The 18,303-nt window shown below is 52.0% G+C and carries 25 protein-coding genes; 22 read left to right on the forward strand and 3 right to left on the reverse strand.

Annotated elements, in window-relative coordinates:
* Window positions 1-32: 32 nt before the first annotated feature.
* From ACLJNW_RS10795 to ACLJNW_RS10810, 4 genes are all read left to right on the forward strand, one after another.
* Entirely contained in the window at window positions 33-266 is a 234-nt protein-coding gene (locus tag ACLJNW_RS10795; protein ID WP_024154746.1) for a DUF2732 family protein, read from the forward strand.
* Window positions 257-1,117, forward strand: a complete 861-nt coding sequence (locus tag ACLJNW_RS10800) for a DNA adenine methylase (RefSeq protein WP_024154745.1) — start codon at window positions 257-259, stop codon at window positions 1,115-1,117. Before ACLJNW_RS10795 ends, ACLJNW_RS10800 begins: the two co-directional genes overlap by 10 nt.
* Window positions 1,114-3,135 (forward strand): replication endonuclease, encoded by a 2,022-nt coding sequence (locus tag ACLJNW_RS10805; RefSeq protein ID WP_024154744.1) that lies wholly within the window; start codon window positions 1,114-1,116, stop codon window positions 3,133-3,135. The genes ACLJNW_RS10800 and ACLJNW_RS10805 overlap by 4 nt, the downstream gene beginning before the upstream one ends.
* Window positions 3,136-3,247: 112 nt before the next feature.
* Window positions 3,248-3,466 (forward strand): hypothetical protein, encoded by a 219-nt coding sequence (locus ACLJNW_RS10810; RefSeq protein WP_000960960.1) that lies wholly within the window; start codon window positions 3,248-3,250, stop codon window positions 3,464-3,466.
* Here the strand turns inward: ACLJNW_RS10810 and ACLJNW_RS10815 are convergent.
* From ACLJNW_RS10815 to ACLJNW_RS10825, 3 genes are read right to left on the reverse strand one after another with little or no spacing between them, the layout of a single operon-like run.
* Complete coding sequence (locus ACLJNW_RS10815) at window positions 3,440-3,763, reverse strand: ogr/Delta-like zinc finger family protein (protein ID WP_001552031.1); 324 nt, start codon at window positions 3,761-3,763, stop codon at window positions 3,440-3,442. The genes ACLJNW_RS10810 and ACLJNW_RS10815 overlap by 27 nt on opposite strands.
* Window positions 3,760-4,821, reverse strand: a complete 1,062-nt coding sequence (locus tag ACLJNW_RS10820; protein ID WP_024154743.1) for a phage portal protein — start codon at window positions 4,819-4,821, stop codon at window positions 3,760-3,762. The genes ACLJNW_RS10815 and ACLJNW_RS10820 overlap by 4 nt, the downstream gene beginning before the upstream one ends.
* Window positions 4,818-6,593 carry a terminase large subunit domain-containing protein gene (locus tag ACLJNW_RS10825; protein WP_001151942.1) on the reverse strand — a complete coding sequence of 592 codons (1,776 nt, stop codon included), beginning with the start codon at window positions 6,591-6,593 and terminating at the stop codon, window positions 4,818-4,820. The genes ACLJNW_RS10820 and ACLJNW_RS10825 overlap by 4 nt, the downstream gene beginning before the upstream one ends.
* A 160-nt stretch (window positions 6,594-6,753) precedes the next feature.
* Between ACLJNW_RS10825 and ACLJNW_RS10830 the strand changes: the two genes are divergently transcribed.
* The 18 genes from ACLJNW_RS10830 to ACLJNW_RS10915 all read left to right on the forward strand — a co-directional run bounded on the left by ACLJNW_RS10830 (window position 6,754) and on the right by ACLJNW_RS10915 (window position 18,300).
* Window positions 6,754-7,557, forward strand: a complete 804-nt coding sequence (locus tag ACLJNW_RS10830) for a GPO family capsid scaffolding protein (protein WP_024154742.1) — start codon at window positions 6,754-6,756, stop codon at window positions 7,555-7,557.
* Window positions 7,558-7,618: 61 nt separating this feature from the next.
* A complete protein-coding gene (locus ACLJNW_RS10835; protein WP_024154741.1) occupies window positions 7,619-8,641 on the forward strand; it encodes a phage major capsid protein, P2 family in 1,023 nt (340 codons plus the stop codon).
* A gap of 3 nt (window positions 8,642-8,644) precedes the next feature.
* Window positions 8,645-9,346 carry a phage terminase small subunit gene (gpM, locus tag ACLJNW_RS10840; protein ID WP_024154740.1) on the forward strand — a complete coding sequence of 234 codons (702 nt, stop codon included), beginning with the start codon at window positions 8,645-8,647 and terminating at the stop codon, window positions 9,344-9,346.
* A gap of 96 nt (window positions 9,347-9,442) precedes the next feature.
* Window positions 9,443-9,895, forward strand: a complete 453-nt coding sequence (locus ACLJNW_RS10845) for a head completion/stabilization protein (protein WP_024154739.1) — start codon at window positions 9,443-9,445, stop codon at window positions 9,893-9,895.
* Window positions 9,892-10,398 (forward strand): phage tail protein, encoded by a 507-nt coding sequence (locus ACLJNW_RS10850; RefSeq protein ID WP_000084221.1) that lies wholly within the window; start codon window positions 9,892-9,894, stop codon window positions 10,396-10,398. Before ACLJNW_RS10845 ends, ACLJNW_RS10850 begins: the two co-directional genes overlap by 4 nt.
* Complete coding sequence (locus ACLJNW_RS10855) at window positions 10,395-11,102, forward strand: hypothetical protein (protein WP_024154738.1); 708 nt, start codon at window positions 10,395-10,397, stop codon at window positions 11,100-11,102. The genes ACLJNW_RS10850 and ACLJNW_RS10855 overlap by 4 nt, the downstream gene beginning before the upstream one ends.
* Entirely contained in the window at window positions 11,099-12,226 is a 1,128-nt protein-coding gene (locus ACLJNW_RS10860) for a DUF2586 domain-containing protein (RefSeq protein WP_000220203.1), read from the forward strand. Before ACLJNW_RS10855 ends, ACLJNW_RS10860 begins: the two co-directional genes overlap by 4 nt.
* Entirely contained in the window at window positions 12,223-12,678 is a 456-nt protein-coding gene (locus ACLJNW_RS10865) for a phage protein (protein ID WP_000166743.1), read from the forward strand. The genes ACLJNW_RS10860 and ACLJNW_RS10865 overlap by 4 nt, the downstream gene beginning before the upstream one ends.
* A 9-nt stretch (window positions 12,679-12,687) precedes the next feature.
* Window positions 12,688-12,981, forward strand: coding sequence for a phage holin family protein (locus ACLJNW_RS10870; RefSeq protein ID WP_001154425.1), 294 nt, complete (start codon window positions 12,688-12,690; stop codon window positions 12,979-12,981).
* Window positions 12,978-13,319 (forward strand): M15 family metallopeptidase, encoded by a 342-nt coding sequence (locus ACLJNW_RS10875; RefSeq protein ID WP_000175560.1) that lies wholly within the window; start codon window positions 12,978-12,980, stop codon window positions 13,317-13,319. Before ACLJNW_RS10870 ends, ACLJNW_RS10875 begins: the two co-directional genes overlap by 4 nt.
* Entirely contained in the window at window positions 13,319-13,651 is a 333-nt protein-coding gene (locus ACLJNW_RS10880) for a hypothetical protein (protein ID WP_024154737.1), read from the forward strand. The genes ACLJNW_RS10875 and ACLJNW_RS10880 overlap by 1 nt, the downstream gene beginning before the upstream one ends.
* A complete protein-coding gene (locus ACLJNW_RS10885) occupies window positions 13,623-13,811 on the forward strand; it encodes a hypothetical protein (RefSeq protein WP_001270303.1) in 189 nt (62 codons plus the stop codon). The genes ACLJNW_RS10880 and ACLJNW_RS10885 overlap by 29 nt, the downstream gene beginning before the upstream one ends.
* Entirely contained in the window at window positions 13,798-14,055 is a 258-nt protein-coding gene (locus ACLJNW_RS10890) for a putative phage tail assembly chaperone (RefSeq protein WP_024154736.1), read from the forward strand. Before ACLJNW_RS10885 ends, ACLJNW_RS10890 begins: the two co-directional genes overlap by 14 nt.
* Before the next feature lie 47 nt (window positions 14,056-14,102).
* A complete protein-coding gene (locus ACLJNW_RS10895) occupies window positions 14,103-14,246 on the forward strand; it encodes a DUF6890 family protein (protein WP_370922079.1) in 144 nt (47 codons plus the stop codon).
* Entirely contained in the window at window positions 14,243-16,213 is a 1,971-nt protein-coding gene (locus tag ACLJNW_RS10900) for a phage tail tape measure protein (RefSeq protein WP_024154735.1), read from the forward strand. Before ACLJNW_RS10895 ends, ACLJNW_RS10900 begins: the two co-directional genes overlap by 4 nt.
* Complete coding sequence (locus ACLJNW_RS10905) at window positions 16,210-16,539, forward strand: DUF2590 family protein (protein ID WP_001002797.1); 330 nt, start codon at window positions 16,210-16,212, stop codon at window positions 16,537-16,539. The genes ACLJNW_RS10900 and ACLJNW_RS10905 overlap by 4 nt, the downstream gene beginning before the upstream one ends.
* The gene (locus ACLJNW_RS10910) at window positions 16,536-17,720 is read left to right on the forward strand and encodes a baseplate J/gp47 family protein (RefSeq protein WP_024154734.1); all 1,185 of its coding nucleotides are present in this window, start codon (window positions 16,536-16,538) and stop codon (window positions 17,718-17,720) included. The genes ACLJNW_RS10905 and ACLJNW_RS10910 overlap by 4 nt, the downstream gene beginning before the upstream one ends.
* On the forward strand, window positions 17,713-18,300 hold the full coding sequence (locus ACLJNW_RS10915) for a phage tail protein (RefSeq protein WP_001001824.1): 588 nt from the start codon (window positions 17,713-17,715) through the stop codon (window positions 18,298-18,300). The genes ACLJNW_RS10910 and ACLJNW_RS10915 overlap by 8 nt, the downstream gene beginning before the upstream one ends.
* Window positions 18,301-18,303: the final 3 nt, after the last annotated feature.

Genomic DNA, 18,303 nt, shown 5'->3' on the forward strand with positions numbered 1-18,303 from the left:
GTCGGGGATTCTTTTGCCCTAAGGAAACAAAAATGCATATGACACGTCAGGATTTACCCGCAACGAAATCAGATACTGACCTGCTGACCATGCTCACCAAAGCTACACAGGAAGGTAAAGCCGCTGCTGCTGATTTGTGTTCTATCCGTCTGGATAAGCTGGCCACCCATGCAGCTAATGAAGGTTTAAGCGCAACGGAAATTGTTGAGTTAATCCGTGAAGAGGCCGCAGCGATTTGTAGTAAAGGCGGTGCCGCATGGCAGTAAAAACTCCACTTAAGTGGGTGGGCAGCAAAGCCCGCCTTATGCCGCAATTACGTCCCCATTTGCCGGAAGGAAAGCGCCTGGTTGAACCGTTCGCAGGTTCCTGCGCCGTCATGATGAATACGGATTATGACGAGTATCTGATTGCAGATGTGAATCCTGATCTGGTTAATCTTTATAAAGCGATGGCATATCACACAGATGCGTTGCTTAATGAGCTGGAGAGTCTGTTTACTGCCGGTTCGTTAGGTGACGAAGAAAGCCGAGCGGTTTTCTATTATGCGGTGCGTGATGCTTTCAACCAGTCAGGTAAATCCTTTGGTTCGGAATCCGTAGAAGCTGCTGCGCATTTCCTGTACCTGAACCGGCACTGCTTTAATGGCCTGTGCCGGTACAATCGCCGCGGTCAGTTCAATGTTCCGTTCGGTAAGTACAAAAAGCCTTATTTCCCTGCTGATGAAATCTGCGCCTTTGCTGAAAAAGCAAAGCGCGCAACATTCATTACTGCCCACTATTCAGAAACGCTTGATTTGGTTCGGGACGGGAATGACGTTGTTTACTGCGATCCGCCTTATCTGACTGATAGCGATAATTTCACCGCTTACCATGAGCGTGGTTTTTCGCATATGGATCAGGGGCGGCTGGCGCGTAAGCTGCGGCGCCTGGCTGAACGTGGAATTCAGGTAGTCGCGTCAAACAGCGATCTGGAAATGGTGCATTACATTTACGCAGGTTTTAACTCGGTAAGGGTTAATGCGCCGCGTAGTGTTGGTGCGGCAGCTGCAAGCCCGAAAATGGCGGCAGAACTGATTCTTAAATGGCCTTTACCGGCGACTCCTGAGGCCAGCGCATGACGCTGGCAATAAACGAAGATTGTTACGCCGTTGATGCCTGGCGGCGTGAAACCTTCGCGCCAGGTACACCGGCAGACGTGACAATCACGGAGCGCCGCCTGTGGGCTGTAAACCCGCAGGATCATAAATGGCGTGCTCAATACCTGCATGAAATACCCGACTGGTTAGCCGGGTATTTTGGTCGTCGTTACGAAAAGCTTTTTACTGGCCCTGACGGGCGTCGCCGTGCCAATACATTCCTGCGTCAGACTATTGGAGGGAATGTATTGCCACGTCTGCGCAAAGTGGCTGCTCATTATAAGCTGGCCGCTGATGCAATAGACCTTCCTTTTGGCAAGTCGCTGGAACGCCTGCCGTCACTTGACCGCCCGGAACTTAAAAAACTGGCTGGCCAGATATCTGGCTGGATCTCCCAGTCGCTGTATGACTTCACCGAACGGTTTGATTCCGGCACTGACGACCCTAAAGAGCTGCACCGCCGAACGATGGAGTCTTATCGCTATCTTTGTGCGTGCAGTCTGATGCTGAATAATCAGCCGCCATACTGGGCAGAACATGAAGCCAATGCCGGGCAACTGGAAACACGTAAGGCTGAATCCGGCATTCTTCGCATGATGGCACCTGAATGGTGGTATCTGCGCCTGAAGCGAGCGCGTGACGTACAGCGTGAGCATATGGCCATAGCCGTGGGGCAGGTGCAGAAAGCGGCCAGCGCTTATGTATCCCGTAAAACTCTGGGGGAATGGATAGAACAGAAAAAGCGAAATCTGGAGTTCTTTAAAAAGTTTGATCTGCTGAATGATGAAGGGCTGCGCATTGCACTGGACAGCATGGTACACCGCAGTGTTGCAAATCCGGCGATCCGTCGCTGTGAGCTAATGGTAAGAATGCGAGGATTTGAAGATATGGCCAATGAAGAAGGGCTGGCCGGTGAGTTTTACACTATCACCGCGCCATCTCGTTTCCATGCGGTACACAGCAAAGGGGGCTTTGTATCGCAATGGGATGGAAGTACGCCGCAGGATACCCAGCGCTATTTATGTGGCGTATGGGCAAAAGCCCGCGCCGCGATCTCGCGTGCGGGTATCCATGTATTTGGGTTCAGGGTTGTCGAACCTCACCATGACGGGACACCGCACTGGCATATGTTGCTGTTCATGCGCCCGCAGGACGTGGACACGGTGCGAGATATTCTTTGTTATCACGCCAGAATTACCGATTCCGAAGAACTGCAAACGCCAAATGCGCTAAAGGCACGTTTCCATGTTGAAGCCATCGATCCCGCTAAAGGGTCAGCGACGGGCTACATCGCCAAATACATTTCCAAAAACATTGATGGATTCGCGCTGGATGGCGAGCAGGACGAAGAAACCGGCGAAAACCTGCGGGATATGGCTAAATCTGTTTCTGCATGGGCTTCACGCTGGCGCATTCGCCAGTTTCAGCAGATTGGCGGTGCGCCGGTGACAGTCTGGCGTGAGCTTCGTCGGTTGCGGGATCAGGTGCTGACCGATCGCAGAATGGATGCGGTTCTGGCTGCTGCTGATGTCGGGGACTGGGCTGCATATACCCAGGCGCAGGGCGGTGCACTGGTTGCCCGCCGTGATCTGGTTGTTCGTCTGGCCTATGAAATTACGGAACAGGGTAACGAATATGCGGAAGACGTGCAGCGCGTACAGGGTGTTTATTCTCCTTTGGTTCCAGATTCAGAGGTCTGCACCCGTCTGGTTAAGTGGCAGAAGGTTGCGAAGTTGACCGAAGCGTCAGCGGAGGCGGGTTTTTCTGGCGGCAACGCCGCCCCTTGGAGTTCTGTCAATAACTGTACGGAGGGTGGAACCCGCAGACGGTTAAAACTGGAATTAAGAAGCCGGGGATTCGATGGTTCTGATGAAGAAATCGACATTCTGAAACGAGGAGGTGGGCTTCGTTTCGGCCAGTCAGCACTTATTTACCGGAACGGAAGATTGCAGGAGAAGCAAAACGAGCCAATGCAGGAGCTGTGGCCGGGATGGTTTTAGTTTTAAGTCTGTGAAAGGTAAACGCTTATCACTAAATAGCAGGAAAAATCCCTTTTACATTTTGTGCTTGAATGTATACTGTAATTATATACAGTTGTTCTGTTTTGGGAGGATGCTTGTGCAGGATTTGTTTTTGGAAACCATCGCATTGCAGCGGATTGCTTTGTTTACCCGGTTGATTGCAAACAGTAAGTGCACTGGCTGTGAAAAAGATATAGCACTGGCCTGGCTGAGCGAATTGACTGCGGATCTGGAAAGTAAACTTGATGAATATGAAGGCAAAAGCCCCCAAAAAGGGGGATTGTCATGCGGCGGGAGTCGCTTTCAGTAAGTCTAATGCCATCTGACGCTGATCGGGTGAAAGGGCATTCAGTATTTTTTGTACCATAGCATCACCTGTTTTAGCGCTTGGGCTGAGAGTGTGGGAGAACGTCAGATTCATGACAAACGTGTGACCACACTCGACATCTGAACAGGCGCAGTAAATATCGGCAATCTGCCGGTGTTTCCGGTTCGTTTTACGAATAACAGCTTTTGAGCCGCATTCCGGGCATTCGATTTTCAGAACTCGCATATTCCATGCTCCAGCTGTTAAATGATGCCTGGATTTTAGCCTTTTTTGCCTCATACCGCACCCTTATCCGTTGATTCTGTGTAACTTAAATCAAAGTTCAGGTGCAGGTTTTCCGGTATTTCTGGATCATTGTTTACGGCCATCATAAACCGGCGCTGAACAGGGGCGACTTCGCTTTTTTTATAAATCCGTTCGGCCTTTTCTACGTCACCCAGTCCGGCAGTATTTTGCGGGACAATGCCGGCAAGCCCGGCAGGAAAACGGTGCGCGTTCAGAATGTCCTGGGCGCTGATATTCTTGATGTTGGCAAATTCATCCTTAGCGGAAATATCCCCCATTTCAATGAATTTGATGGCGTCACCGTCTCCGCCGGGAATGTTTACCAGGATGGTGGAGAAGTTGCCGATTCCTTTACTGTCACGCAGCTGCTGTTCAATTTCTTCTTCCATTTCATCCGTCATGCTGGGGTCGCGGGTATAAAGAATACCGCCCGTGTGTGCGCCATTGTGGTAATAGCGGCGACGGAAAATGACCGCTTCACTGTTGAGCAATGCAGAATGTACGCCACCGATATAGTCGGGGAGCCCGTAAATATGCTGCTGCGGGTCGTACATCTTGATAAAAATGATATCTTCCTGCGACCATATCTGCGGTTCGCCTTCCTGTAGCACCACGTAATCACCAGGTTGATCAGTTGCGTTGTTCCTGTCTTTCCTGCGTCGGATATAGAGGCCGGGTAAGGGTTCCAGTCCGATCACGTCTCCCCATCCGTTACGAATTTTTCCAAGCGCAATATCCCCAAATGTGATGTAGTCAAAAGCTGCGGCTTCCAGCTGGTCGTAAGTCAGGCCGCCAGACAGATAATCAGACACAATCATGTTTTTACGGGCATGGATGATGCCGCCATGTTGACCGTTAAGGTTAATCAGTTGTGCCAGTGCCAGCCGGTCAATTGGCTGGGTAAAATGATCGGCGGCATTGTCGTACCAGATATCCCGGTAGTCGGTGCCGGTGGTCAGAACAGGTTCCGGTTTGCCGAACGTAATAATGCTCATTTTTTTTGACTTATCGCCGCGCTGGTCGCGCTTAACGAAGTGTTTCTTTTTACTCATGCTGCCTTGTTCCTTAAATTCCAGCGTGATTTAGGTTTATTTTCATAGTTCAGAGGTTCGTTATGCAGGGCGTGGGTTATCGCCCAGAACGCTTCGGCGTGTCCTGTGTCCTGGCTGCGGTCTGCAACAAAGGTCATGGCATTGCCGCTTTGTGTGGTTGTGCGGCGTACGGACATAAAGCTGGCCGGGATCTCTTTCAGGTTTTTGTCCCATTCAATTCGCTGACTTTCGACCACGTCAGCCGCCTTCAGTACCAGCTGATTTTTCGTGTTCAGGTCGTAACGAATGGCGACGGCCACACGCATGGCAAAATGCTGAATGTTGTCAAAAACGCCCTGGCCAATACCGGTAACGTCCACGCCCAGATAGGTGAAGTTGTATTTTTTAAACAGCTGCTCGATCTGCTTTGCCTGGTACCGGAAGTTCATTCCTTTCCAGTAAATCACCTTCAGAACGCGGAATTTCTCCACGGCGAACATCGGCGGTGCCACAATCACAAAACAGGACAAATCACCGCTGCGAGCCGGGTCAAAGCCGCCCCATACTGGCCTGTCACCAAATGGCCGGGCGGCGTCCGGGTTATGATCCTGCCAGGTATCCACTTCCACGCCGCAGGCTTCCAGGTCGGAAAAGCTGAAAACGGAATCTTTACTGTCCACAAACACGCACATATAGAGCATGTTGAAAGTGGCTGTGTTGTAGCGGTTGCGCAGCTTCTCGATGTTGGCCAGATTGAAGCCGCCCGCAATGGCATCCTCCATCGTAATGACGTAGCGCCACTGGCCATCCGGACAAACCCGCCCGCCGTCGCGCAATTCATCAAAGGTCGGAAACTTAATGGCAGTACGTTTTTTACTGCCCTGTTTCCATTCATCGCCTGTCCAGAACGGGTACGCCTGGTGAGTTTTAGCTGACGGTGTTGAAAAGTAGGTGGTACGCCACTTGTCATGTGTGGCCATTGCACTGGCCACTTCATTAAGTTTTGTGAAATTTGGAACCCAGAAATATTCATCACAGTACAGGTGGCCGCTGTAGGACTGGGCGGTGTTCTTGTTGGTGGACAGGAAGCGCAGCTCCGCGCCGTTGGACAAGCGGATGGGGTTGCCGGTCAGCGTGATCCCGAAATACTGTTCAGCAATATTTACGATGTAAGACCGGAACACTTCCGCCTGCGCTTTTGATGCCGACAGAAAGATTTGTGGATCACCGGTCATGACTGCGTTTTCAAACGCCTCAAACGCAAAATACCAGGTCGCACCAATCTGGCGGCTTTTGAGGATGTTTCTGACCAGCTGGCCAATGTTCCGGCGCAGGTGTTTCTGGTATTCAAACAGGTGCTCATCAGCCCAGGCGTCAAAATCCTCCTGCGTCAGCGAGGAAATATCGTTTTTCTTGTATTTCCGTTTGCGGCGGGGTTCGTCGTCATTGCTGTCCCGCGCATCTGCCTGCCCGGAATTCTGACCGCTGGCCATCTTTTCTTTATGCTTATTGCTTTGCGCACGTAGTTTTGTGGCGTGAGCAATGAGCATGTCCATTTCTTTCAGGTCGAGATCGGTTTTGTTATCCCGGCTGGCCAGTAGCTGGTAGCGGCGTTCGATAGCCTCTTCAGTGCTTTCAAAACTGAGCAAATCAGCCCAGCTGTATTTTTCAGCCCAGTAGTAAACGATCCGCGCATTCGGCAGATTTAATTCAGATGCAATTTCTTTTGGCGTATAGCGGCGCAGATAAAGTGCGCGGACAACGCCTTTTAATTCTTCAGAGTATTTAGCCATGCGGTAATTATGCCGTGGCTGTAATAAAAAAACGGTGGTGATAATTCGTCTGCATTCGGTAAAGCGTTATATCCGAACTGTTCAGAATAAAACGTAATGCAGCAATGGTTTTATTTGGCAATAATTGATTTGCAGCGTCAGGGAGTGGAACAGGGGGGATATGTCACATTTAAAAACTGACTGGCTGTGTGTTGCTACTGAAGGGGATACCGTTGACGGCAGGATAATTAAACGCCAGTGGATTATCGATATGGGGGAAACCTATGACTATAACCACTGGGTCGCTTTAATCTGGCCAGAGCATGAGGACGATTACGGTAATTTTGGCGAAGTTCTGGAGGCCACCTGGAATGATGGTGAAGATGGACTGGCGCGGTTGTATGTCAGTTTATGCCCGAATATACGTCTGATCTTCGCCAATCATGAAGATCAGCTTTTGTTCTTCTCCATTGAGCCGGAAGAAAACTGGCGTGGTAGCGGACGGACTTACCTGAAAGGACTGGCAGTAACAGACACGCCAGCCAGTGTTGGCACCACACGGCTGCGTTTTAGCAGTCGGCGCAAAAAATTATCTAAGCAGGGTTATTACGGCTGTGTAATTTCCCGTGATGGAAAAATAAAACAGGAAGAAAGAATGAAGAACTGGCAAAAAATGTTTGGTATTAAACCGAAGTTTGAAGATGAAACGCCGCCAGATGATAGCACGCAGGGTGATGATAAGTTACAGGCACTGGCAAACGCGGTAAACGAACTGGAAGGCCGTGTGGCCAAAATTGAAAATCAACTGAATGATGTTCAGGGTGATGTGGATACTATTGCGGAAGTGGTGGATACAGAAGAATTTGCCGCCATTCGTGATAATGCAAAAGATATCGTTAAGCGTTTTAACGATTTGGGAAATAAATCAGTCCGTACACCAGGCCGCAAAATTTCAGAGAAAGCCGGAAAGTTTAATTTCCTGTAATTCACTTTAGCGCTGATTAGTTTCAAATATTTTTATTATCGCTTAATCGCGAGGGAGTTTTATGCACCTTAATAACCGTGCGCGGGAATTACTGGACGGATATTCGGCGGGCATGGCGCAGCAGTTTGGGGCGCGTGATGCCAGTCGTTATTTTTCCCTGAGTAACCCGCAGGAAAATGCGCTGCGTCTTGCGCTGCTGGAGTCCGTCGAATTCCTGGACATGCTTACCTGTCTGGATGTTGATCAGCTGAGTGGCCAGGTGATTTCCGTTGGTTCTTCCGTATTACACACAGGACGTAGTGAAAGTGGCCGTTTTATTCGCCAGGTTGGTGTGGACGGAAACGACTATTCACTGGTTGAAACAGACAGCTGCGCCGCGTTGCGCTGGGATCTGCTTTCGGTCTGGGCAAACGCCGGTAAGGATGAAAACGAGTTTTACAACCTTGTCCAGGCATTCACCACGCAGTCTTTTGCACTGGATATGTTGCGTATCGGCTTTAACGGTAAGAGCCGCGCAAAAACCACTGATCCCGAAGCTAACCCGAACGGTGAAGATGTGAATATCGGCTGGCATGAGCGCATGAAAACGCTGCTGGGCGGCAATCAGATTATGACCGATTCGGTGGTGCTGGATGCAGCCGGGGATTACAAATCACTGGATGCAATGGCGTCAGACCTGATTAACGCCAAAATTCCGGCGCAGTTCCGCAATGACCCGCGTCTGGTGGTTCTGGTGGGGGCTGATCTGGTTGCTGCTGAACAGTATCGCCTGTATCAGGCCGCAGACCGTCCGACTGAAAAAATCGCGGCGCAGTTGCTGGGGAATACCATTGCTGGCCGTCCGGCCATTATCCCGCCTTTTATGCCGGGAAAACGCATGGTGGTGACGCCGCTGAAAAATCTGCACATCTATACCCAGCGCAATACCCGTATGCGTAAGGCGGAGTTTGTGGAAGACCGTAAGCAGTTCGAAAACAAATACCTGCGCAATGAAGGATATGCGGTGGAAGTGCCGGAACTGTATGCGGCCATTGATGAATCCGCCGTAACTATCGGCAAGGTTTCCGAACCAGCGGAGGGCTGATAAATGGCACTTTCTCCCGCGCAGCGTCACAGCCAGCGCATTGCGATGGAACAAAAGCTGAAGCGAAGCCAGGCACTGGAAACCACGGAAAGTATGCACCTTCTGGTCAAAGCGCTGGAAACGGATGTGGGGCACGTACGCAGCCTGCCGACAATCGCGGATCGCATTGAGTTTAAAAGGGATGTGTTGCTGCCGCGCTGGGTACCGACTGTTGAAGCGTATCTGGAAAGCAAGCAGGTGTACGCCAATCCGGTATTTGCCTGGTGTGTTATCTGGCTGTTTGACGTGGGCGAGCTGGATCAGGCGCTGGAATGGGCTGATATCGCAATCAGTCAGCAACAGGCCACACCGGATCAGTTACGCAGCAATTTTCCCACGTTTGTGGCCGATACGATGCTGGCATGGGCGCAGGAAAGCGCCGGGCGCGGAGAAAGTATTGAGCCGTATTTCTCCCGTACGTTTGAACGTGTGGCAGGGGTATGGCGACTGCATGAGCATGTAACAGCCAAGTGGTACAAATTTGCGGGGCTGGAGCTGCTGCGTAATGAGGATGGCCAGCAAACTGCTGCGGGTGTGGATGATATTGAAACGCTGGAAAAAGCCGATCATTTGCTGGCCATCGCAGAAAAACACTACTCAAAAATTGGCGTCAGAACAGCGCGGCAGACCATTGCCGCCCGTGTCCGAAAACTGACGCAGGGGTAAAGACTACCGTACGCCAGGCGGACGCGGTGGAGGGCAAAACACCTTGTGTGTCATTGCGCCGTGGAAACCGGTCAGTCCGCCTTTTTCGGGGGATTTATGTTTAGTGGAAAACCGCTGGATTATCAGGACGAGCCGCTGGCCAATAACGGTTTCTGGCCGGATCTGAACCTGAAGGATTTTCAGGCGCAGCGGTCACTACCGCCAGATATTGACGCTGACACCATCAGCCAGGCGCTGCTTGCCGCTGTCGCGGAGGTGAATGCCGAGCTGGAAAACGTGGAGGCCAGCTGGAAAGCGAAAGGCCATACGCTGGCGGCAGATGTGCCGGGTGTAAAGATGGGCGGACTTAACAGCCTGTGCGCCCAGTACATGAAAGCCGTTTTTGCCAGGGCAAAAGCGGATCTGTTGGGTGAGTTCGCCACTATCGGACGGCGTGATAGCCATCCGGGGCAGGAAAGCCAGGAGACACGGGCCGGGTTACTGGCTGAGGCGTCCGTGGTGATCCGTCGCATGAAGGGGCTTAAACGGGCAACGGTGAAAAAAGTATGAGCCAGACGCAGATCCAAAGCCTGACCGCTTTTTTTCAGGAGAACGTTCCGCCGCGGGCGATGCAGTCATTTGACAGCGTACTGGATGAAATGAAGTTCATCCCCGCCGCGAAGGATTACGGACTGGGGCAATATCGCCAGGCGGTTATTCGGTATGACGCAGTTCTGAGCTGGGCGCGTTTTCCCTATCGCCTGTGTCCGCCGCAGTTACTTATGTCCTTACTGGCGGCGTGGCTGGACGATGCAGACAGAGACCTGCTGGATGAAGTCGGGCTGAGTGAAGCCGAACCTGACTGGGATGTGTCGGTGGAAGATGAGGAAACCGCCACTGTGGTGCTGACCGTTCCGATGGTGGAAGAACTGGTGATCAGGCAGGACGAAAACGGGGCTATTCCGTGGCGTGGTGAGCGCTGGTCACTGGCAGAGCCTGAAATCTGGACGGCGTTAACTGCCAGCATTTTTAGTGTGGATGAAACCGGGGCGCCGGTGAGCGGGGAAATATGATAGCCGGTGGCGAGCTGAATAAAAAACAGCTGACTGAATTACGTAAGGCACTGGTCAGTATGGAGTTGCCACCGCAAAAGCGCCAGCGGCTGATCTGGCGTCTGGCCAAATATGGCGTGATTGCTGCGGCAAAACGGCATGTGCGTAATCAGGAATCCCCGGATGGTCAGAAATGGCCGGGACGTAAGACAAAACGCAAAGGGAAGATGCTGCGTAACCTGCCAAAGCTGCTTCATATCCGCGAAATGCCTGAAATTCAGGCTGTACGGATCTATTTGCAGGGCGGCGGGTACCGGAACGGGGAAACGCCGGTTCCGGCTGGAACCGTAGGTTATGCGCAACAAAACGGAATGCGGGTAAAGGTCAGCCGCAGCAGTCAGCCACGTAAGGCGGACGCCGGAAAAATGGCGACACCTGCCCAGGCTAAAAAACTGCGTGCGCTGGGGTATCGGGTGAGAACCGGAAAACGCTGGAAAAAGCCCACGCTGGGCGATATCACGCGGACGATACCATACAGCCAGGCCGGATTACTGATTCGAAAGCTGAGTGGTAAAGCAGTGAAAACCAGCTGGACAGTGGATCTTCCTGCCCGCGTATTTCTGGGCATGAATGACGATGAATTTGATAAAGCGCTGGCGCGTCAGCTTCAGGCTATAGGCTTTGGCTGGAATGTAAAGGCGCAGGATATTAAGGGGAAAACATGACCTGGCCAACCGTGACCGTTAACCAGGTAAACCAGCTACTGGGTGAAACCAATGAGGTGGAGCGCACGTTGCTGTTTATCGGTACGGGTACCAAAAATGTGGGTAAAACGCTGGCTGTTAACGCACAGAGTGACTTTAACGCGCTACTGGGTGAGGGGAACAGCCCGTTAAAAAGTGATGTACTGGCGGCAATGGCGAACGCCGGCCAGAACTGGTGGGGATTTGTTCATGTACTGGCCGCAGACAGTGAGCCGGGCGCGTGGGTGGATGCCGTCAAAGCTGCACAGGTTTCCTGCTCGGTGGAAGGCGTGGTGCTGTCGGATGATGTGGCGGCAAAAGAACAGATTAACCAGGCGGCAACGCTGCGATCTGAACTGATTGCGCAATACGGGCGCTGGGTGTGGTTCATCCTGGCGGTTCAGGGAATGCAGGAGGATGAAGCCCAGGCGGATTATCTGAAACGTCTGTCCACCCTTCAGCAGGGTATTGCAGAGAAAGCGGTTCAGCTGGTTCCGCGTCTGTGGGGGAATGAACCGGGTGTGCTGGCCGGTCGCCTGTGTAACCGGGCGGTGACGGTGGCTGACAGCCCGGCGAGGGTGAAAACCGGGGCGCTACTTAATCTGGGCAGCGATGAACTACCGGAAGATGGCACCGGGAAAACACTGGAGCTGGCCACCCTTAAAGCGCTGGAAGCGCAGCGCTACAGCGTGCCGATGTGGTATCCGGATTATGACGGTTTTTACTGGGCTGACGGACGTACGCTGGATGTGGAAGGGGGGGATTATCAGTCCATTGAGACGCTACGTATTGTGGACAAGGCCGCCCGTCGTGTCCGTCTGCTGGCTATCGGTAAAATTGCCGATCGTTCGCTGAACAGTACGCCGGGCAGCATCGCGGCACACCAGACGTTGTTTGCCCGCCCACTGCGCGAAATGTCCACGGCGGCCAACATTAACGGTGTGTCGTTTCCGGGAGAGGTGAAGCCGCCGCAGGATGGAGATGTCTCTATTGTCTGGAAGAGCAAAAAGGCGGTGGATATTTACATTGTGGTACGCACGTATGAAGTGCCACTGCAAATTACTATCAGCCTGTTACTGGATGCCAGTCTGGAGGCCGCAGCATGACCAAACGTATTTCAGGTATGTCATTTGATGCCTACATCGATGGTGAACTGATCCATATAGAAAAAATTTCGCTGGATATCACGGATAACAGCGCCGCCGCCCAGACCCGTGGTGTGCCGGACGGCCATGTTGATGGCGATGTGGCCGCAGAAGGAGAAATTGAAGTCAGTTCTAAAGTGCTTCAGGTACTGACAGCCAAAGCCCGCGCCGCAGGTTCGTGGCGAGGTATTGAACCGCTGGATTTTCTTTTCTACGCCAAAGCAGGCAGTGAAGAAGTGAAGGTCGAGACGTTCGGCAATAAATTGCAGTTAAGCAATCTGCTGGATATTGATCCAAAAGGCGGCAGCGTATCCACGCACAAAATTAAATACTTCGTGACCAGTCCGAAGTTCGTCAACATCAACGGTGTTCCGTATCTGGAAGCGGAAGCTACGGAAAATCTGATCGGGTAAGGAAAAGGGATGCAGGACTACGAAAAAGGGTTTATTGCGCTGGCAATTATGGGGGCGCTGATTGCCCTGGGCAAGATGCTGAACAGTGACGAGCCGATCACGGCCCGTCTGGTGCTGGGGCGTGTCATTGTGGGCAGCGCGTTATCAGTAGCGGCAGGGGTGGCGCTTTACTTCGTACCGGATATCCATCCGCTTGCGCTTGCCGGCATTGGTTCAGCGTTGGGGATTCTTGGCCTTAATGGTGTTGAAGCCTGGCTACGTAAGAAAGGGATCGGTTTTCTGGGGAAAGGGGCTGATAAATGACACTGAGTGAAAAACAGCAGCTGTTTACCGTTATGGTGGCAAATCTGATCCACTGGGCAGAAGAACACGGCTACCGGCTGACGTTCGGGGAGGCTTACCGTACGCCGGAACAGGCGGCGCTGAACGCGAAAAAGGGCAGCGGTATTACCAACAGTCTGCATACACGGCGTCTGGCAGTGGATTTTAACCTGTTTGTTAACGGCCAGTACCAGACCCGCACAGAGGATTACCTGCCGCTGGGCGAATACTGGGAGTCACTGGGCGGCAGCTGGGGCGGGCGCTTCAAATCCAGGCCGGATGGTAATCATTTCAGTCTGGAACATGACGGGGTTCGCTGATGGATCGTGTGGTGGCGGGCTGGCTTATGACGGTTGTTCTGGCCTTCTGGGCAGGCTGGAAGGCGGCTAACTGGCAGCGTGACAGTATCGATCTGGCCATCAGTCGGTCAGCCAGCGCTACCGGGGAAACGCTGGCGAGCATGGCCAGTGAATCCGGGCGAAAACTGGAAGAACAACTGGAGGCTTTGAAAAATGCACCGCCGCGTGAAATTCGTACGGAGGTGGTTAAACCGGTGTTTACTAACGTGTGCCTGTCTGACGACTTTGTCCGCATGTACAACGACGCCACCGCCAGTACCGAACGTGCGTTATCAGGAAAACCTGAAAACTAAATGCGTCACGCAGCTGCCACGCCTGAAAGGGACTACGGGTAAAGATGCTGCGGAACTGTTGAATGCGTATCTTGAAATTTATGGTCAGTGTGCAGCACGCCATAATCAGTTAATAGATGAAATTAATCGTAGAGAGAGTCTTTTATATGGAAAAAATTAAACTGTGTGTCTGTGGGGCTGATATTATTTTTGAACCAAATCAGACCGCCTATAATAAGTTTATTAATGAAATGGCAATGGACAATAAAGTGGCACCTGCGCATAACTACCTGATGCGTATTGTTGCAACGGAAAGCAAGGAAGCTTTAGCTGAAATATTAAAACGTCCGGGCGCTGCGCTTCAGCTTGTCAGTAAGGTTAATGATATTTACGCTCCTGAACTGGAAATTGAAGTAAAAAACTGACAAAGCGAGTCCGGGCAATTGAACAGAACGGACTCGAACAATATTTAATACTTCGCCGTCATTATTTACCACATGGTCAGGATTCCGTTGACGATATTGCTGCGGCTATCTGGCTGGATAACCGTCACTGGGAATATACAGGAATTGCTGTGGCCAATGGTGTGGCTAAAGCATTTAAAGGCACAGAATGAAACAGTTAGATTTTACATTAAGCCTGATTGATAAGCTGTCCCGCCCGTTAAAACAGGCACAGAGCAGCGTCACCGGCTTTGCTGAAAAATCAAAAGCGGCCTTTATGCAGATTGGCTGTGGTGTGCTGGCTTTAGCGGGCACAGGAATGGCCATACGGGGTGCGTTATCACCGGCAATTGAAATGTATGATGCGCTGAATGATGCAGCATCAAAAGGGATTGATGATCAGGCATTGAAAGCCGTACAGCGGGATGCGCTGCGCTTCAGTACAACTTATGGCGCCAGTGCGGTGGAATTTGTTCAGTCCACTGAAAGTATTAATTCCGCCATTGCCGGGCTGACCGGTAATGAACTGCCGAAAGTGACAAAAGTTGCTAATACCCTGGCGTTTGCCCTGAAATCCACCGCCGCAGAAACGGCGGAATTTATGGGGCAGATGTTTGGTAATTTTTCCGCCGATGCGGAGCGTCTGGGCAAGGTTCAGTTCGCTGAACAGCTGGCCGGAAAAATGGTGTATATGCGTAAAACGTTCGGTACTGAAATGGCGACGATTAAGGATTTGATGGAAGGTGCGCGCGGTGTGGGGACTAACTACGGTGTCGGACTGGATGAACAGCTGGCGGTACTGGGGCAACTGAACCGCACGCTGGGAACGGAAGCCAGCAGCGCCTATGAAGGCTTTATGACGGGGGCAGTTGAGGGGGCGAAAAAACTGGGGCTGTCCTTCACTGACGCTACCGGAAAAATGCTGTCCATGCCTGAGATGCTGATTAAATTGCAGGGCAAATACGGCAAGAGCCTGGAAGGGAATCTGAAAGCCCAGGCGGAACTGGATGCGGCATTCGGTGACAGCTCGGCTGTGGTCAAACACCTTTACGGTAATGTGGCGCTTCTCCAGAGGAATATCACCGAACTGGGCGGATCTGACGGTCTGAAACGTACGCAGGAGATGGCCAGTAAACTGGTGAAACCGTGGGATCGGTTTGTACAAATCCTGAAAGCTATTCAGACCGTAATAGGGCTGACACTAATCCCGGTATTGTATCCGGTACTGAATCGTCTGGCGGATATGGGACAGACATTTGCCAGATGGATGCAGCTATTTCCCAACATTGCCCGTGTTATCGGCTACGCCGCTATGGCGTTGCTGGGGTTTGCGGCAGTGGGCGCGGTTGCCAATATTGTGATGGGCGCTTCTAAGTTTATCATGGCAGGTTTACGCGGGATCTGGGTTGCCATGACCGCCGTCACGAAAGCATATACGGCAATGGTATGGCTGGCACAAATTGCTGTTATCGCCTGGAATGCGACGCTTAAATTTTTGCGCGGAGCGTTGCTGGCCGTTCGTATGGCGGCAATCATGGCCGGAATCGGTATTAATCTTATGAGCTGGCCGGTCTTGCTTGTGATCGGGGCGATAGCGTTGCTTGCGGCGGGTTGCTGGTTGCTGATTAAACACTGGGATACGGTGAAAGCAGCTGTTATGGAAACATCCGCGTTTCAGGCGTGTGCCAGGGTGGTGGCGTGGCTGGCCGGGGTGTTTTCCACAGCGTGGCAATTTATCAGTGAAGGCTGGAACAGTTTTATTGCGCTATTAACAGGGTTTTCACCCTCACAAGCATTAAGTGGACTGGCGTCGGGTATTGTATCCATGTTTGATAATGTCTGGCAGTCCGTTAAAGGTGGTTTTCTGAAATCGTGGAACTGGATTGTTGAGAAGCTGAATAAAATACCCGGCGTTGATATCTCAATGGTTAATGAAACCTCTTTGCCACCATTAACAGTAAATAATTTATCTACAGGTGGCGAGCTAAAAGGAATTGATAAAGGTGGTATCAGTAAATCTGTCAGTAATAACTCAAGGTCTGTGACGGATAACAGCCGGAAAATTAATACTGTCAATATCTATCCAAAAGAAATGATAACGCCGGGGCAGTTAATGGAGTTTCAGGAGCTGGGCGTATGAATGAAATCCTGTATGTTGATTTATTAATTCAGGGAAATGACTTTGTCCTGAATACCGGTAATGAACCTGAATTATGTAATAACCGTAAAAGTATCGGGCAGGACATTATTCATTCCATTATTGAAAGCGGTCTGGCGACGGAATTAATTGCCGAGAGAAGCCCGACCATGCGGGCAGATATTTTTACCCGTATGGAATTACTGATTGAGGATGATGAACGTATCGTTCCGGGAACAGTGGAAATCGGTGAAGAAAGCCGGACACGGTTGTGGATCACGGCCAGTACTTATGACTTCGGCGGAATATCGGTACAGGTGGATTTATGACGGAAAAGCCACAGGTTGACTTTGAAGAGGTGGTGAAAGCCAGCGGTATGCCGGTGACGGAAGAAGAGATTCGCGATCGCTTTAATGCCATTGCGACGGAGGAGGGAATTATCACGAATACCTCCCGTATGTCTCCGTTCTGGCGACTGGTCACGGCCATTGTAACCGCGCCGGTGATGTGGCTGAAGGAGGTTCTGATCTCCACCGTACTGGCCAATATGTTTGTGGCCACGGCCAGTGGAAACATGTTACGGCTGCTGGCATGGGCGGTGAATATCACGCCGAAGCCCGCCAGCGCTGCACAGGGCGTTATCCGTTTTTACAAGGAAGACGCCAGCGCCGTGGTGACGGTGAAGGCCGGAACGGTGATACAGACAGAACGTATTAACGGCAGGGTGTATGAACTGGCCACCACGGAAGATGTGGTGATCGCCTCCGGTACCGCCAGCGTACTGCTGCCGGTAAAAGCAACGGGAACGGGCGGTGCATATAACCTGGCACCGGGATATTACCGCATTCTGCCGGTGGCCGTGGACGGCATCAGCCATGTGGCCAGTGAAGAAAACTGGCTGACCATACCGGGCGCGGATGAGGAAAGCGATGATGAACTGCGTGAGCGTTGCCGTAACCAGTTTAACCTGGTGGGCAACTACCACACGGACGCGGTGTACCGGTCGATGATTGCCGGTGTTGCCGGACTGAGCATTGACCGGATTTTCTTTGAGCACGAAGCACCGAGGGGGCCGGGGACGGCCAACGCCTATTTATTGCTGGACAGCGGTGTGGCTTCTGCGCCGTTTGTGGATGCCGTGAATGACTATATCAACACGCAGGGGCATCACGGCCACGGGGATGATATGCAGTGTTATGCCATGCCGGAGACCCTGCACGATCTGGCGGTCACTGTCTGGGTCAGGAACCTGAACAACATCAGTGATGATGAACAGAAGCGCCTGAAGGATGGTATTGAAAACCTGATCCGGTGCGCCTTCCGGGAAAATACGGACTATGACGTCAGAAGGACGTGGCCGTATTCGCGGTTCTCCTTCTCGCAGCTGGGGCGCGAAATCCATAAAAATTTTCCGGTAACGGAATCGCTGAATTTTTCGCTGGATGACATTGCCAGTGAGCTGAATGTGCCGCGCCTGAAATCGCTTGTGGTGAGTATTGAGAATGAATGAGTTCATGAAAAAACTGGCCGGAATGGTACTTCCCTCCTGGATGGACAGGGGAGAACCGCGAAAACTACTGCAAACGGCGCGTCGGTTCTGGGCGGAAGTGTACGGCTGGGTGACGTGGCCACTGAACCAGTTTGATCCGCTGACCTGTACACCGGCGTTACTTAACCTGCTGGCGTATGACCGGGACATTTCCCGCTTTGACGGGGAGCCGCTGGAACTGTTCCGCAGGCGTGTGGCGTATGCCTTCGTGAATGCGCGTGACGCCGGTTCTGTTGAGGGATTTATCAGTATCTTTGAGCGACTGGGGATCGGGTACGTTGAACTGATGGAGCGCCAGCCGGGAATTGACTGGGATGTGATTCAGGTTCGCGTCACGGACAGCCAGATTGCGACTAACACGCAGCTGATGATCCAGATTATCCGGCAGTACGGGCGGACATGCCGCCGTTACCAGTTTGAAGTGATCACGTCCGAACGGCTGACTATCCGGGCGGGATGGGATCAGGGGGAATATGTGGTTTATCCGGCAGCACTGAGCGGTACGGAAACCAGCAGCGCGACGTACAGCGCAGGGTTATAAGGG

Origin of the sequence: Salmonella sp. SAL4457 (assembly GCF_046548235.1) — a bacterium.
GTDB classification, from domain to species: Bacteria; Pseudomonadota; Gammaproteobacteria; order Enterobacterales; family Enterobacteriaceae; genus Salmonella; species Salmonella enterica.